Below are 13,843 nucleotides of genomic sequence, written 5' to 3'. Positions count from 1 at the left end.
TTATAAGCAACTTAGTATCCCTATCATGCAACTTAGTCATATAGTTATTTACTAAATTAAGGATACTATATTATAGTATTATTATAAAATAAATTTTTCTTAGGAGGTGCTCCGGTGAAAATTATTATAGATGAATCTCCTAATCACTCTGAAGCAGAGATAACAATTAAATGTAACGAAATAAATGATGAAATACAAAGGTTAATTTCTTTTATTAAAGGCTCTGATGAAAAAATTCATGGAATACTTGATGGATCTACCTATTTTCTTGACCCTAAAGATATTTTTTATTTTGAGAGTGTAGACAAAAAAACCTTTGCTTATACAAAAGCTCAAATATTTGAAATACCTCTAAGATTATATGAACTTGAAGAAAAACTGGCTCAATATGATTTTTTTAGAGCAAATAAATCAACTATAATTAATATTTCTAAAATCAAAAACTTATCTCCTCGATTTAATGGTAAGCTAGAAGCGTTACTGGAAAACCATGAAAAACTTATTATTTCAAGACAATATGTGCCTGTTATTAAAAATATTCTTGGTTTATAAAGGAGGATTTTTATGAAAAAGTATATAGAATTGATAGTTCAATTTAAATTTGTTTGGGGATTATTTTTTACTGCATCAATACTTTTATATTCTTTAGTAAGTATGATTCTAGGTTATAGTTCTATGGATTTTATTCTTATATGGCAATTTGCAGGCATAACTCTGATTCTAGTATTTATTCATTACCTTGTTTTTGGTGAGTTTATATTAACTTCCCTTTCATCAAAGCATAAGATTACTATTCATTTTATATTATGTTATATAATATTGCTTTTATTTTCAAATGCACTGGCATGGACTCATATTTCAAAAATCTATTCTGTATTGGTCTTTACAGTAGGTTATACCTTACTATACTTATCATTAAGCTTTTCATTGTATGTTTATTATAAAGTAACTGGAGAGATATTGAATGATAAATTAGCAATGTATAAACAAAAAAAGAATTATGGCGAGGTGGAAAAATGAGTATTATAGAAATTAAAAACTTAACTAAAACCTATGGAAAAAATCGTGGAATAGAGGATGTAAATTTAAGCATTAAAGAAGGTGAAATCTTCGGCTTTATAGGTCCTAATGGAGCAGGAAAATCTACAACTATCAAGCTTTTACTAAACCTTATTTTCCCTACTTCTGGTGAGGCAAAAATTTTTGGTCTCCATTGTGTTACCGACACCACAGAAATTAAACAAAATATAGGATATGTTCCTAGCGAAGTAAGATATTATGATAATATGACCGTACAAGAACTTATTAACTACGCTAAATCTTTTCATACTCATGTTGATAAGGAATATGTTGAAGAACTATGTAAAACCTTTGATGTGGAAGTTAAAAAAAATATTTCTGAGCTTTCTTTAGGAAATAAAAAGAAGGTTGCCATTATACAGGCTCTTCTTCATAAACCCAAATTATTAATACTAGATGAACCTACCAATGGCTTAGATCCATTAATTCAACAAAAACTTTTTAATACTCTGCTACAACTGAAAGAAGATGGAGTAACCATATTCCTATCCAGCCACAATCTTACAGAAGTGGAAGAATTCTGCGATAGAGTTGCTATTATTAGAGAAGGTAAAATCATAGAAGTAAAAAACATTTTAGATTTTGCTAATAAAAAAGTTAAAAGAATTACTTTAAAACTTTCAGAAGATATAAGAGAAAAATTAACTTCTTTAGGTGCAGAAAACTTAGAAGTCAATAAAAATACTATTTCTTTTAACTATAATGGAGATATAAATAAACTTCTTTCTTTAATCACAAAATATAAACTTGAAGATTTGATAATAGAAGAAAAGAAATTATCTGAAGTTTTCATGAGTTATTATGATATGGAGGGTAAATAAATGAATATTTTTAAGATGGAAGTTAAAAAAGGACTAAAATCTTTAGCTATATGGAGTGTAGTTTGTATTTTATTAATTATTCTATTTATGTCTATGTTCCCTTCTATGAAAGATAGTGGAATGCAAGAGTTAGTAAATACAAAAATGGATGCTATGCCCCCTGCACTACTGGAAGCTTTTAATTTAAAAGATGTTCCTGATTTTTCAAAGTTAAATGAATACTTCAGTTATGTTTTTCAATATATCGTTATCGCTGGCTCAATTTACGCTGGAATTCTAGGTTCTAAATCCCTTATTAAAGAAGAAAGTGAAGGAACTATAGAATTCCTATATGCCCACCCTGTGAGCAGAGGTAAAATTGTTACCACTAAAATTTTATCCTCATTCTCCTTATTTTATTTATTCGTTATGATAATGGCCATAGCTTCTATATTAATGTCTTTAGTAGTAAAACCATCAGATTTGAAAATTTTTGATATACTTATAGATATCAAAATGCTTTTTTCTGGATTCTTTCTAGTTGGATTAGTGTTTATGTGTCTAGGCTTTTTAACCTCTGTTTTAGTTCCTCACTTAAGACTAGCAACAACTGCATCTATTGGCACATTCTTTGTTACCTATCTTTTGGGTATTTTTTCTAGTATGATAGACAAACTGGAATTTTTAAAGTACTTTTCTCCTTTTAATTATGCAGTTCCATCGGAGATAATTAGAAATGGCTTTGATGTAGTTAATATAGTTCTTGCTTTATTAATAATTATAGTATCTTTATTAACTACTTACTTTATATATAATAAGAAAGATTTTAGGATATAAAAATAAAGTTGCAAAGCAACTTTATTTTTATATCCTATGCTAAAAGTATTCTCTCAATAATTTTTTCATAAAATCCATATCTAAATACTCTTTTATCTTACTATAAGTATCCATATTTTTTATATCCTTATCTGGATTTTGATATTCTAAATAAGCATATGCACACCAGGAAAGAGCTCTTAAATATAAGTATGGATTGTATATGTGTACTCTTTCTTTTATGTTTCTATCTCCACCCTTAAGACTTTTTGTATATTCACCATAAAAACTATTTTTCTCTTCTTCGCTTAAAATATAATTAGCTTTCCAAAGGGTTGTAGTGGGAGCTAAAAACTGAGTTATATCCTGACAAGGGTCACTTATAACCGGCTTTTCCCAATCTATTAAGTAACTATGTTCCTCTCCAATTATAAAATTGTGGGAGTTAACCTCTGTATTATTTATAACATGCCACTTATTATCTATAAAATATTTTTCTTTATCTTTATTTTTATAACACCAATTTAAAAATTTATAAAAAAAGTCCTTTAATTCTTTATCCATAATTGGAGATTTTAAAAATTCAACTAGTAATCTTTCCCCTTCTTTTATTCTGTCACTTAATATATTGCTTTCTACTATAAAATTTGAACTAGGAATTTTATTTATGTCTAAGGAGTGAATTCCACCAAATATTTTACCCGCTTTTCTTAAGTCTTTATCATATTCTAAAGGTCTTCCCTTTAAAAATTCCATTATTAAAATCCCATAGGGAAGATATTCTTTACTGTCGTCAAGATAAAACACCTCGGGAGTCACTCCAGTAACCTCCAGAACTTTCAAAGCATCATATTCATACTTTATTTGATTATCTACCTGTATTTGGCTTCTAGTATTTACTCTAAAAACATATTTATTTTGGTTATCTTCTACTACAAAATTTATGTTATACTCTCCTTGAGCTAAAAAACTAACTTTAAAATCACCACTAAGAGGTATGCTTCCTCTTACATTTCTATCTTCAATATACTTATGAATATCATTTTCCAATGTAACTCTTAGCACAATCTTTCCTCCAATATCTATCAATAAATTCCATAGTGTTTATATATTTCATGCTTCCTTCTAACTCATCTTGTCTAATTTTTTCTGTTAAATATAAGAAATCTTCCTTTGTATCTATATCTCTACATTTATGTCCTAGGGCTACATTTATCTCTAATCTATTACATATGTCTATAGTTCCTTCAAGAACAGATTTATTTCCCCACTTCAAATTATTATTAAATATTTGAGGACATAGTTTACTCATTCCTACTAAGTAATATCCTCCATCAAAGGTTGGGCACAAACACAACTCATTATTTTCAAGGAGTTCAAAAGCTTCCCTTATATGTTCCGGTTGAATTTGAGGAATATCGCATCCCATAAGGAGTACTTTAGAATATCCCTTATTAAAAATATATGACATACTATTTAACATTCTCACTCCTAAATCTTCCCCTACTTGTGGAAAACATTGAATATAACTTGGAATCATATGTTCAAGCAAAGTAAAACAGCCTTCTGATGCATAGGTTAGATAAATATCTACATCATCTTTAATATGTTCATATACATTAAATATATCTTTTAAGAATGCCTTATGAATTTCTGCACACTGCTCTCCAGATAGAATTTTCATAAGCCTAGTTTTTGTTTTTCCCGGCACTGGAACTCTTGTCATCAATATAAGAGCCTTCATTACCTCGCCTCCCTATATATTTTATTTAGTTTGGAAGGGGATACTCCTAGCATATACAAAATCTTTATTTTATGCATTAGTAGAAGGGTTTTAAGTTGTCCACCTTGTTTAAATCTTCTTGCAGAAGTCCCTACAGTTGACTTTATCATCTTCATTTTGCCAATTTTTTTAAGTTTACATGAAAAATCCCAATCCTCCATTATATCTATCTCTTTAAAACCACCCATAGCTTCAAAAATTTCTTTTTTCACAAAAATAGCCTGGTCGCCAAAATAATATCCTAAATATTTTGCTCTCCAATTGGAAGTTATGGATACAAACTTCATGAATTTACTATTCAAATCATAAAAGTTTAAAGAAAATCCCCCACCAACATATCCCTCATTTATGGCTTTTTCTATTCTATTTAAAGAATCTTCTTCTATCTTAGAGTCGCAATGAAGAAACCAAAAAACCTCTCCCGTAGCAGCTTTAGCACCTGCATTCATTTGGAAAGCTCTTCCCTTCTTGCTCTTAACGACTTTTCCATATTTAGAAGCTATCTCTACTGTATTATCAGTACTTCCTCCATCAACTAAAATTATTTCCTTCTCTCCTTTTAAGGTACTTAATTCTCTTAAAAAGCTCTCGATTACTTTTTCTTCATTAAGAATAGGAATAATTATAGATATGTTACTTTTCATATAACATTACCTCTTCAAAATTAATAAAAATATCTATTTCATCTCCAACTGAGTAATTATCAACGTAAGATGCCATGCACTTAAATTCAATGTCCTGACAAATAATATTGTAATATATCCTATCTCCAGCGTATTTCTTAGCTATAATTTTAGCTTTTAAGCCTTGTTCTACTATCTTTATCTTCTCTGGAGATATCATTCCTAAGACCTTACCCTCTAGGGTAGAAGATATTTTAAATTCTCCTAATGAGTTTTTAAAAATTCCTCCCTTTACTTCTCCATTCAAGTAATTTTTCTCTCCAAAATAATCCGCAACTTCCTTTGAAGTTGGTCTTTCATATAATTCATAGGGAACCCCATATTGCTTTATACTTCCATCCAGCATTACCCCTACATTATGGGACATCATCAATGCCTCTTCTTTGTCATGGGTAACCAGTATAGTGGAGATATTTAATTTCTTTTGTATATTGCTAACAAATTCTCTCATAGAATCTTTAAGTCTTATATCTAAATTAGAAAAAGGTTCATCCAGTAACAATAATCTAGGTTCTACCGCTACGGCTCTAGCTATAGCTACCCTTTGTTTTTGTCCTCCTGAAAGCTCTCTTGGATACATATTCTCATACCCATTTAGCTGTATAAGTTCAAGAATACCCTTTACCTTTTCTTCTCTTATCTTTTTATTAACTTTGCTCATCTTTAGCCCAAACTCTATATTTTCCTTAACAGTCATATGTGGAAACAGTAGATAGTCCTGAAATACTATTATTGCTCCCCTTTTTTCTATAGGAACTTTTAACATGGACTCTCCATTGAAAACTATATCTCCCTCATCTGGAGTTAAAATTCCTGCTATAACCTTTAAAGTAGTACTTTTCCCACAGCCTGAAGGTCCTAGTAGAGACATAAACTCTCCTTCTTTTAAGCTAAAACTTACATTATTTAATACCTTTTTTTCATCAAAGGATTTTGATATGTTTTTTATTTCTATCGAACACATATTATACTGCTCCTTCTATACTACTTATACAAAATAATTATTTTCCAACTTATAATATGATTTCACAAGTCTCTCGATTAGAACTAAGAAAAGAAGACTAGTTAATATGAAAACAATACTATATAGTGAAGCCATCATTCTATCTCCGCTTTCTATAAAGGGAAACATAGCCATAGCAAAGGTTATTACCCTTCCTCCTCCAATTAAAAAGGTGAGGAAATACTGACTAAAGGAAACTATGAACACCATGCTAGCTGCGGATAAAATGCCAGGCATTATCATAGGAAGTGTAACATAGAAAAATGCTTTAATGCTACTGGCTCCCAGCACCCTTGCCTGAATTTCCATAGACTCTCCTACTATAGCAAATACATCTGTAAGTATTCTTACTCCATAGGGAATGCACGGTATTAAATGTACTAGCACCACTCCTAAGAATGTATTAGCAATGCCTAGCTTTATAAAAACTATATGTATTCCCATAGCCACAGATACTGTAGGAACTAAAAGTGGAGATATGATAAAAAATTCAAATATCTTTTTTCCCTTAAAGTTATATACTCCTAGAGCCTTTGATGCTGGTATACTAATTATTACTGTAACAATAGTTACAACCAAGGATAACCAAATACTATATAGTAATAACTGCACAGAATCACTACTTCCTATGAAGTATTTCAATCCTCTTAAAGAAAATTCATTGGGGAAAAGATAAGGCCATTCCCATCTTTTAGCAAACATCCATATTATTAAATTAACTAAAGGAAAGGATAGTAAAAAAACAAATATATATGTTATTAAATTAAAAATTAAACGGTTAAACTTTTTCATAATTTCACCTATTGTTCTTATTTATTTTGCTAAATATCTTATAATAAAATCCCACTAATATTACTGCAATAAAACTAACAATCATGTTATAAACCATGGAATAAGGTCTATTAGTTAAATTAGGATTTATATACTCAACATAAGCCTTAACTGGTAAGGTTTTTGGAGCTGTTGGTCCTAACAGGTAAGGAGCTTCAAAGGCCCCAAATGCATAGGCAAAAATTATTATAAAAGAAGAAAATATAGTTGGCATGGAAAGCGGAAGGAGTACATGCCAAAATACTTGTTTTTTGCTGGCTCCTAAATTTAGCGCCACTTCCTCCAATTTATCATTCATATTAGCAAATACTGAATAAGTAACCATAGCCACAAAAGGGATTTCCTTCCATAAATAAGAAACTATTATCCCTATTCCATTTCTATCTCCTATCATTGAAGGAAATAAGCTTTGATCCTTAAGTAGTCCAGTAAAATATAATATTCTTGGAAGTATCCCATATTGAGATAATAAATTATAAGCTAAAAGAGCTACTACAGAATGAGGAACGATAATAGGAAGCTTGTATAGAGCTTCCTTTATCCTTTTATTCCCTTTGCTTGTCATTAAACAATATGCCAGTAGTACTCCTAGAACCGTAGCTAAAACTGAGGAAACTACTGCTATAAATATACTAAAATTTAATGAAGCAGCAAAACTATTACTTTTTAAAACCTCTATATAATATTTAAAAGTTACTTCCTTCAATCCTACTTCAGGAAAGTATCCTAAACTTTGCATAAATCCTGTAAATAGTCCATACACAAAGATGCTTAAAAGAACTATTGTAACAGGTAACAGCAATATATATGGTTTATATTTTTTAATCAATTATTTCCCACCCTCTGGTATGTTTTCTTGCCAAATCTTTTCTATAATTGGTACTAAATTAGCTGGCATTTCTGGTACTCTATGTGTTAATAATTCTTCTTGAGTTAATACTCCTTTTCCAAAATCCACACTGTTTAATTGCTTTTTCTGTTCGTCAGATAATTTCTTAACATCTAGTACTGGCATGTCTCCCCAGTTTTTTGGCTCTGACTTAGATAGTTGCATTTCAAAGGATAATACTTCATTTATAACTGCCATAGCACCATCTTTATTTGTTGAATTGAATGGAATTGATAAAAAGTGAGTATTTCCTATAGTTCCTTTGTCAAATACAAAAGAGCTTGTATTTTTAGGGAATATTCCATCATTGATTCTACCACTTACAGAGAAAGGATTATATGCCATAGTCATGTAAACTTCATTGTCTGAATACATGTTATCTAATTGCGCTATTGTTGCAGGATAAGTCTTTCCTTCTTTCCATAAGTATGGTTTTAATTCCTTTAAATAATCAATTGCTGGTTGTATTTCTTTTCTTACTACTTCTTCATCTGCTTTCATTGTAAGGAATTTTTCATATCCTACTATATCATAAATTACATTTCTAACAAATGCGCTAGCAGTAAAGTCTGGTGGCGCTGGATAAGTAAATTTACCTGGGTTTGCTTTAGCAAACTCTAAAAGTTCCTTGTAGTTTTTTGGTGCTTTTGCCACTTTATCTTTATCATATATCATTACAAATTGCGCTTTTCCATATGGTGCTTCATATCCCTCTACTGGGAATCCAAAATCGTATTTTATTTCAGGTGATTCCTTGTCTAGATATTTATCGCCATTAGGAAGCTTATCTAAAAATGCTCCATGTAAAAGCCCAGCATTTTTAGCTGTGTAGAAATTCTCTCCATTTATCCAAACTACATCTATAGTTCCTTTATCTGAGTTTAATTGTTTTTCTCCTAATAATTTATTTAAAATTTCATCAATGTTCATTGGAACTCTTTTTAATGTTATATTGTATTTCTCTTTTACATCTTTAGCTAATACGTCGTCAATCCATTTATTCGTTTTTTCACTTCCACCCCAACCATAAAAAGTTACAGTGGTTCCTTTTGATGCAGCTACTACATCATCCCAACTCTTTTCTCCTGCTTTTTTATTGTCAACAGCAGGCTTTTGACTAGAACATGCCATTAAAGTAAATGACAATAAGAAAATTAGTACCTTTGATAATAATTTTTTCATAATGTATATCTCTCCTTAAAGTATATATTTTATAAGTATAATAGAGCCTACACCTGCGCCTAGAAACATAAATACTCCAAATATCCACCCATGCAATGACAGCGAAGGTATTGCGCTAAATAAAGCTCCAATATTACATCCAAAAGCGAGCCTTGTACCATAACCCATAATAATTCCACCAACTAATGCAAAAACAAACTGCTTTTTGTTCTTTATTTTTTTTATAGAAAATTGAGAAGCGATTAAAGAAGCAATCAAAGCTCCTAAAATTATTCCTAGGTTAATAAATGTATATTCATTATTAAAAAAGGTGTCATATTTATAAACACTACTTCTTTTATGAAGCTGAAAATAATACCAACTACTTGGATTAAAACCACAAAGCTCTAAAATGTGGCAACCCCAATATAAAAATCCTGAGGTAACTCTCCATGCTTGTCCTGCTGTCCAAAGCAGTATTATATTTAAAAATGCAAGTAATGTTCCACCTATCCAATAGGGCCAGGGATTTTTAAATATTTTATTAAACCATTTCATATAAATCTCCCTTACTTTATTTTTTCAATAAATATTTCCCATTCACCATCACCAATTTCTATATAATCCACTGGGTAGCTATGTTTCTTTGCCCATTCAACCACATTAGCAATAGAACAACTATGATTTGTATGAAGAATCAATATATCCCCAATCCTTAATCTTTCTAATTCCTTATTAGCTTTTAAAAGAGGTATAGGGCATATCTCATCTAAACAATCTAGTTTAATCTCTTTCATCATTTTCCTCCTAATTTTTCATGATACTTTTCTTTTTATCATAAACATAAGCTATTATATATATAATAACTAACACTATTATTTGTAGTAATGCAACAACTCTAATATCTAGATTAAAAAATTTAGGAAAATATATAATAGGCGAATTTGCTATTAATTTATTATGCCAAAATCTAAATCCACCTGCTGACAGCAAGATTCCGATTATAAACCCTACCAAAACAACTAACTGTAGTAGAAATCCCTCTCCTATTCTCATAAGAGTACCAGAAGCACATCCCCCTGCAATGACCATTCCTATTCCAAAAATAAAAGCTCCTATAACAGTATGCATACCTACAGGATAAATGCTCCCAGGTATATCCGATAAATTAGCATTTGGATTGATTTGAAGGAAGTGCCATTGTATAAACACAAAACCAATAGTACATACTATAAGTCCAATTATAATTCCCCTTAAAACCGAGGTACTTCCAACTACTATTGGATCCCTAAAGCCTGCTGTAAAACAAAATCTGGATCTTTGTAGTACAAACCCTATTAAAACTCCCACAGCCCAAAATATACTATATTTTAAATTATGTCTTAAAATAATTACGTATATAATAATTGCCACTATAGCTAAAATAATTCCTAAGGGAAGTTGATTTTTTTTCTTAACATTCTTTTTTTGTCTTCTCATCTTTAACTCTTCTATTCTTTCTGAAGACATGGCAAACCTCCTAACTTAACACTATGTTAAATATTAGTCAAACCTCTACATACTATTATACACTAGTATTTAAAAGGTAATTATACTTTCTAGTTATGCTTAATAAATCTTTCTTATAGCAAAAATCCCTTTTCATCCTTTATATAAAAAGATGACTATGTTAAAATTAACTCAATAATTATGCAAAAGGAGAAATAAAGCATGTATAAAATTTTATTTGATTGTGATAATACAATGGGCCTTGAAGGTTGTGATGTAGACGACGGCTTGACACTATTATATCTACTTGGAAGAGAAGATGTGGAACTACTTGGTGTAACCACAACTTTTGGAAACAGTACTATTGATAAGGTCCATACTAACACAATAAATATGTTTAATGAATTAAAACTTTCCCATATTCCATTATATAAGGGATGCCCATCAAAAGTAAACAGGGAAAGTGAGGCATGTGAATTTTTAGTCCAAATGGTAAATAAATACCCTAATGAAATCACCATATTAGCTACGGGTTCTCTAACAAACTTATACGGAGCATATAATCTAGACAATAGCTTTTTTACAAAAGTTAAAGATATAGTACTTATGGGCGGAATTACTGAACCTCTTATAATAAATGGTTATAACCTAAATGAACTTAATTTTGCCTGCGATGAAGAAGCTACTCATAAGGTTTTAAGTTCGGGAGCAAAAGTTCATATACTGACAGGTCATATTTGTCTTCAAGCATTATTTACTAAAAATGACTTGAATAAAATAGTAGAAAATCATACAATACCTATATTTAATTATATTAAGAAAAAAACCTTACCTTGGTTTGATCATGTAATGGGTAAATTCGCCATGGATGGTTTTCATAACTGGGATATAGTTGCTGCCATGTACATAACTAATCCTGAGCTTTTTAAAGATAATTACGCAAATTTAGTATCTATCCCAGAAGATTTAAAAAAAGGCTACTTAAAAATAGATATCAGTGATAAATATGGATATGTAGTAAATATGCCCACAGAGATTACGGATATAAATAAGTTTAATGAGATTATTATAGAAACCTGGAAAAATTGTGATAAACTTTTCCAATAGTAGATGAATTAAAAAAGCATCCTCAAATTAGGATGCTTTTTTGAAAGGGGACTATTATTTAAATTTAACTTTCACGCAATATCTTGACTTCTTTTATATTCTTGTCAAAAACTAAATACTTTATTCACACAAATAAAAAAATCCCATAATTTTAATGGGATTTTTTCATCTTATTTATTTCATTGGATAATATAATAAATTTCTCTTTATCATTTCTGTCTAAGGCGTCATTAAGAAGTATATTTAAAGCACCTAAATAGATTTCTTTCTTTTCGTATTCTCTTAAAAAATTATTTAAAGGCTTGCTTAATTTTTCTGCCATAATCTTTTCTCTATATAAGGAGCTTAAGGCATGTAAATGTTGCATTATTTCTTCTTTTGTTAATACAAAGAATACTTTTTCTTCTCCTTTTACAGAGAGGACTTTAAAATATTTTTCATTTAAAGAGGATATAATTACCTTTTGCTCATCCCCTTTGATTAAGAATTCTTTACTAATTTTATTTTCAGGAGAGTATTCACTGCCGTCTATAGTTTTAAGAAAAGATAAATACCCTTCAAAACTATTCTTGTCAAAAATAAAATTATTAAATTTTCTTCCTGCTTTAAAACAAAGGTTGTACAATTCTTCCCCTTTAAAGTCATTTTTAACTACGAATAGTATATAATCTAAATATCTATTTAAGGCTCTATCAGGTATAAATCTTATGCCAAATTTAAATCTATTTCCTAAGGCATTTTTAGGTAAAACAAAATTGTTTATTTCCACGACATTTTCTCCTTTTTTTCTTAAAATACAACAAGTTTTATTATACCTTATAAAACACCCTTCATAGCCTTTTGCGGAATATTAAAATAATTAAAATATTATCCAGTTTTATATTATTTTTCTACCTTAAATATTAGCGGTAAAATTATTTTCTACTAACGAACTTTTAAATTGTTTATATCCGATAAGCACAACCCATACATAAGCTAAAGTTTTTGGTATCATCAACATTCCAATTAATTTATTAGCATTAGCCCAAAGAACAACTGGAGTGTATAAAGCAAAGGATAAGAATACAGCTAGAGCCATATATTTATAATCCTTGTCTTCATTTTTAGCAGCTTCTCTGTATATAATATAAATCATTGTTATTCCCATGATTGTAAAAGGTATATTTCTATAAATTCCCCAAATTACAGGTGGGTAATAACTTAACCATTGATTCTGAGGGAAAAAACATAGGGCTATTCTAATAATAGCAAGTACATAAATTGAAGTATCCAGCACCTTAGAATTTTTAATATTAAATCTTAATCCCCAAATTTTATATAGGATAACATAAAAAATAGTCATTGTTATAGAAGTTATAAATTTTCCAAAACCTAAAGCAGCAGCATTGGCTTCAAGTCCGGTAGTTAATAAAGCGTATATTCTAGGTATAAGGTGAAAAGCATCCCCTAGCCCTAATAAAAATGACATATACCCAAATAATTTAAAATATTTATTATTTTTACTCTTTCTTATCATAGTGATTCCAAGAGAAATCACTGTTGTTAAATACACAACATGGAAAATCGGTTCAAATATAGCTTGCATTGATATCCCTCCTAATTTAGTATAGTTTGTATGCGAACTATTTGTTATTATACTAATACATCTTCCTTATAAATTATCCGTTAATTTTTGACGAAATATTTCTCAAAACCTTAACAAATTCTTTTAACTCTTCTTCACTGCAACCTTTGAATATATTGTCAAAGCTTTCTTGAATAGTTGCCCTGAAACTTTTAGCAAATTCCATTCCCTCAGAGGAAAATCTTATATAAGTATTTCTTCTATCGTCATCATACTTTACCTTTTCTAAGTATCCGTACTGCTCTAATCTTGTGACGATGCCAGAGATTGTCCCCTTTGATAATGACATTTCTTCACAAATATCTGAAATAGTCATCTCCTTTTTATGAGCTATAAGCTTAATTACAATAATCTGCTGATGGGTAAGACCACTATTCTTTAAATTTTCATCTACTACATGCATGGATTTAGAATATATTTCTTTTATTAACATAGCTATTCTGAAGCTATCAAAATTTGAATTCATAAAATCACCTCAAGTTTACTGTTTAAATAATTCTAACCCATGTATATATATTAAGTCAATTCATTAAAGAAGTGAATATAATAAAATAGTTCCTATGCAAACTATTTTATTA

At 29.6% G+C, this 13,843-nt stretch carries 18 protein-coding genes; 5 read left to right on the top strand and 13 right to left on the bottom strand.

Annotation, left to right across the window (positions count from 1 at the left end; all coding sequences use genetic code 11):
- Positions 1-114 precede the first annotated feature (114 nt).
- Genes ABDZ69_RS03715 through ABDZ69_RS03700 form a run of 4 tightly spaced genes read left to right on the top strand, consistent with a single transcriptional unit; the run spans position 115 to position 2,717 of the window.
- Entirely contained in the window at positions 115-552 is a 438-nt protein-coding gene (locus tag ABDZ69_RS03715; protein ID WP_343766737.1) for a LytTR family DNA-binding domain-containing protein, read from the top strand.
- Positions 553-564: 12 nt separating this feature from the next.
- The gene (locus ABDZ69_RS03710; protein WP_343766735.1) at positions 565-1,020 is read left to right on the top strand and encodes a hypothetical protein; all 456 of its coding nucleotides are present in this window, start codon (positions 565-567) and stop codon (positions 1,018-1,020) included.
- Complete coding sequence (locus ABDZ69_RS03705) at positions 1,017-1,901, top strand: ABC transporter ATP-binding protein (RefSeq protein WP_343766733.1); 885 nt, start codon at positions 1,017-1,019, stop codon at positions 1,899-1,901. Before ABDZ69_RS03710 ends, ABDZ69_RS03705 begins: the two co-directional genes overlap by 4 nt.
- Positions 1,902-2,717 carry an ABC transporter permease subunit gene (locus ABDZ69_RS03700; RefSeq protein ID WP_343766731.1) on the top strand — a complete coding sequence of 272 codons (816 nt, stop codon included), beginning with the start codon at positions 1,902-1,904 and terminating at the stop codon, positions 2,715-2,717.
- 39 nt (positions 2,718-2,756) lie between these two features.
- On the opposite strand, the gene ABDZ69_RS03695 is transcribed toward ABDZ69_RS03700, so the two are convergent.
- From ABDZ69_RS03695 to ABDZ69_RS03650, 10 genes are read right to left on the bottom strand one after another with little or no spacing between them, the layout of a single operon-like run.
- A complete protein-coding gene (locus tag ABDZ69_RS03695) occupies positions 2,757-3,761 on the bottom strand; it encodes a phosphotransferase (RefSeq protein ID WP_343766729.1) in 1,005 nt (334 codons plus the stop codon).
- On the bottom strand, positions 3,736-4,440 hold the full coding sequence (locus ABDZ69_RS03690; RefSeq protein WP_343766728.1) for a TIGR04282 family arsenosugar biosynthesis glycosyltransferase: 705 nt from the start codon (positions 4,438-4,440) through the stop codon (positions 3,736-3,738). The genes ABDZ69_RS03695 and ABDZ69_RS03690 overlap by 26 nt, the downstream gene beginning before the upstream one ends.
- Positions 4,440-5,123 (bottom strand): TIGR04283 family arsenosugar biosynthesis glycosyltransferase, encoded by a 684-nt coding sequence (locus ABDZ69_RS03685; RefSeq protein WP_343766726.1) that lies wholly within the window; start codon positions 5,121-5,123, stop codon positions 4,440-4,442. Before ABDZ69_RS03685 ends, ABDZ69_RS03690 begins: the two co-directional genes overlap by 1 nt.
- Positions 5,113-6,126 carry an ABC transporter ATP-binding protein gene (locus tag ABDZ69_RS03680; protein ID WP_343766723.1) on the bottom strand — a complete coding sequence of 338 codons (1,014 nt, stop codon included), beginning with the start codon at positions 6,124-6,126 and terminating at the stop codon, positions 5,113-5,115. The genes ABDZ69_RS03685 and ABDZ69_RS03680 overlap by 11 nt, the downstream gene beginning before the upstream one ends.
- Before the next feature lie 24 nt (positions 6,127-6,150).
- Complete coding sequence (locus ABDZ69_RS03675) at positions 6,151-6,957, bottom strand: ABC transporter permease (RefSeq protein WP_343766721.1); 807 nt, start codon at positions 6,955-6,957, stop codon at positions 6,151-6,153.
- Positions 6,958-6,961: 4 nt separating this feature from the next.
- Complete coding sequence (locus ABDZ69_RS03670; RefSeq protein ID WP_343766719.1) at positions 6,962-7,825, bottom strand: ABC transporter permease; 864 nt, start codon at positions 7,823-7,825, stop codon at positions 6,962-6,964.
- Positions 7,826-9,067, bottom strand: coding sequence for an ABC transporter substrate-binding protein (locus ABDZ69_RS03665; protein ID WP_343766717.1), 1,242 nt, complete (start codon positions 9,065-9,067; stop codon positions 7,826-7,828).
- A gap of 15 nt (positions 9,068-9,082) precedes the next feature.
- Positions 9,083-9,604 carry a YeeE/YedE family protein gene (locus ABDZ69_RS03660; protein ID WP_343766715.1) on the bottom strand — a complete coding sequence of 174 codons (522 nt, stop codon included), beginning with the start codon at positions 9,602-9,604 and terminating at the stop codon, positions 9,083-9,085.
- An 11-nt stretch (positions 9,605-9,615) separates the two neighbouring features.
- A complete protein-coding gene (locus tag ABDZ69_RS03655; RefSeq protein WP_343766712.1) occupies positions 9,616-9,843 on the bottom strand; it encodes a sulfurtransferase TusA family protein in 228 nt (75 codons plus the stop codon).
- A gap of 10 nt (positions 9,844-9,853) precedes the next feature.
- Positions 9,854-10,555: a YeeE/YedE thiosulfate transporter family protein gene (locus ABDZ69_RS03650; protein WP_343766710.1), complete on the bottom strand. Its 702-nt coding sequence runs from the start codon at positions 10,553-10,555 to the stop codon at positions 9,854-9,856.
- A gap of 201 nt (positions 10,556-10,756) precedes the next feature.
- Between ABDZ69_RS03650 and ABDZ69_RS03645 the strand changes: the two genes are divergently transcribed.
- On the top strand, positions 10,757-11,641 hold the full coding sequence (locus tag ABDZ69_RS03645; RefSeq protein WP_343766708.1) for a nucleoside hydrolase: 885 nt from the start codon (positions 10,757-10,759) through the stop codon (positions 11,639-11,641).
- A 151-nt stretch (positions 11,642-11,792) separates the two neighbouring features.
- Here the strand turns inward: ABDZ69_RS03645 and ABDZ69_RS03640 are convergent, their stop codons facing one another.
- The 3 genes from ABDZ69_RS03640 to ABDZ69_RS03630 all read right to left on the bottom strand — a co-directional run bounded on the left by ABDZ69_RS03640 (position 11,793) and on the right by ABDZ69_RS03630 (position 13,731).
- Positions 11,793-12,410 carry a hypothetical protein gene (locus ABDZ69_RS03640; protein ID WP_343766706.1) on the bottom strand — a complete coding sequence of 206 codons (618 nt, stop codon included), beginning with the start codon at positions 12,408-12,410 and terminating at the stop codon, positions 11,793-11,795.
- Between the two features lie 126 nt (positions 12,411-12,536).
- The gene (locus ABDZ69_RS03635; RefSeq protein WP_343766704.1) at positions 12,537-13,226 is read right to left on the bottom strand and encodes a hypothetical protein; all 690 of its coding nucleotides are present in this window, start codon (positions 13,224-13,226) and stop codon (positions 12,537-12,539) included.
- A 73-nt stretch (positions 13,227-13,299) separates the two neighbouring features.
- Positions 13,300-13,731, bottom strand: coding sequence for a MarR family winged helix-turn-helix transcriptional regulator (locus tag ABDZ69_RS03630; RefSeq protein ID WP_343766703.1), 432 nt, complete (start codon positions 13,729-13,731; stop codon positions 13,300-13,302).
- Between the last annotated feature and the right edge of the window lie 112 nt (positions 13,732-13,843).

Source organism: Clostridium malenominatum (genome assembly GCF_039521365.1).
In the GTDB taxonomy this organism is placed as follows: Bacteria; Bacillota; Clostridia; order Clostridiales; family Clostridiaceae; genus Clostridium_AW; species Clostridium_AW malenominatum.
This window is presented reverse-complemented; position numbering and strand designations above follow the sequence as displayed.

Coding starts and splice junctions, on each gene's coding strand:
- ABDZ69_RS03665 (WP_343766717.1), bottom strand. CDS start 9,067: ATGAAAAAATTATTATCAAAGGTACTAATTTTCTTATTGTCATTTACT.
- ABDZ69_RS03675 (WP_343766721.1), bottom strand. CDS start 6,957: ATGAAAAAGTTTAACCGTTTAATTTTTAATTTAATAACATATATATTT.
- ABDZ69_RS03650 (WP_343766710.1), bottom strand. CDS start 10,555: ATGTCTTCAGAAAGAATAGAAGAGTTAAAGATGAGAAGACAAAAAAAG.
- ABDZ69_RS03680 (WP_343766723.1), bottom strand. CDS start 6,126: ATGTGTTCGATAGAAATAAAAAACATATCAAAATCCTTTGATGAAAAA.
- ABDZ69_RS03685 (WP_343766726.1), bottom strand. CDS start 5,123: ATGAAAAGTAACATATCTATAATTATTCCTATTCTTAATGAAGAAAAA.
- ABDZ69_RS03630 (WP_343766703.1), bottom strand. CDS start 13,731: ATGAATTCAAATTTTGATAGCTTCAGAATAGCTATGTTAATAAAAGAA.
- ABDZ69_RS03635 (WP_343766704.1), bottom strand. CDS start 13,226: ATGCAAGCTATATTTGAACCGATTTTCCATGTTGTGTATTTAACAACA.
- ABDZ69_RS03705 (WP_343766733.1), top strand. CDS start 1,017: ATGAGTATTATAGAAATTAAAAACTTAACTAAAACCTATGGAAAAAAT.
- ABDZ69_RS03655 (WP_343766712.1), bottom strand. CDS start 9,843: ATGAAAGAGATTAAACTAGATTGTTTAGATGAGATATGCCCTATACCT.
- ABDZ69_RS03660 (WP_343766715.1), bottom strand. CDS start 9,604: ATGAAATGGTTTAATAAAATATTTAAAAATCCCTGGCCCTATTGGATA.
- ABDZ69_RS03690 (WP_343766728.1), bottom strand. CDS start 4,440: ATGAAGGCTCTTATATTGATGACAAGAGTTCCAGTGCCGGGAAAAACA.
- ABDZ69_RS03700 (WP_343766731.1), top strand. CDS start 1,902: ATGAATATTTTTAAGATGGAAGTTAAAAAAGGACTAAAATCTTTAGCT.
- ABDZ69_RS03710 (WP_343766735.1), top strand. CDS start 565: ATGAAAAAGTATATAGAATTGATAGTTCAATTTAAATTTGTTTGGGGA.
- ABDZ69_RS03645 (WP_343766708.1), top strand. CDS start 10,757: ATGTATAAAATTTTATTTGATTGTGATAATACAATGGGCCTTGAAGGT.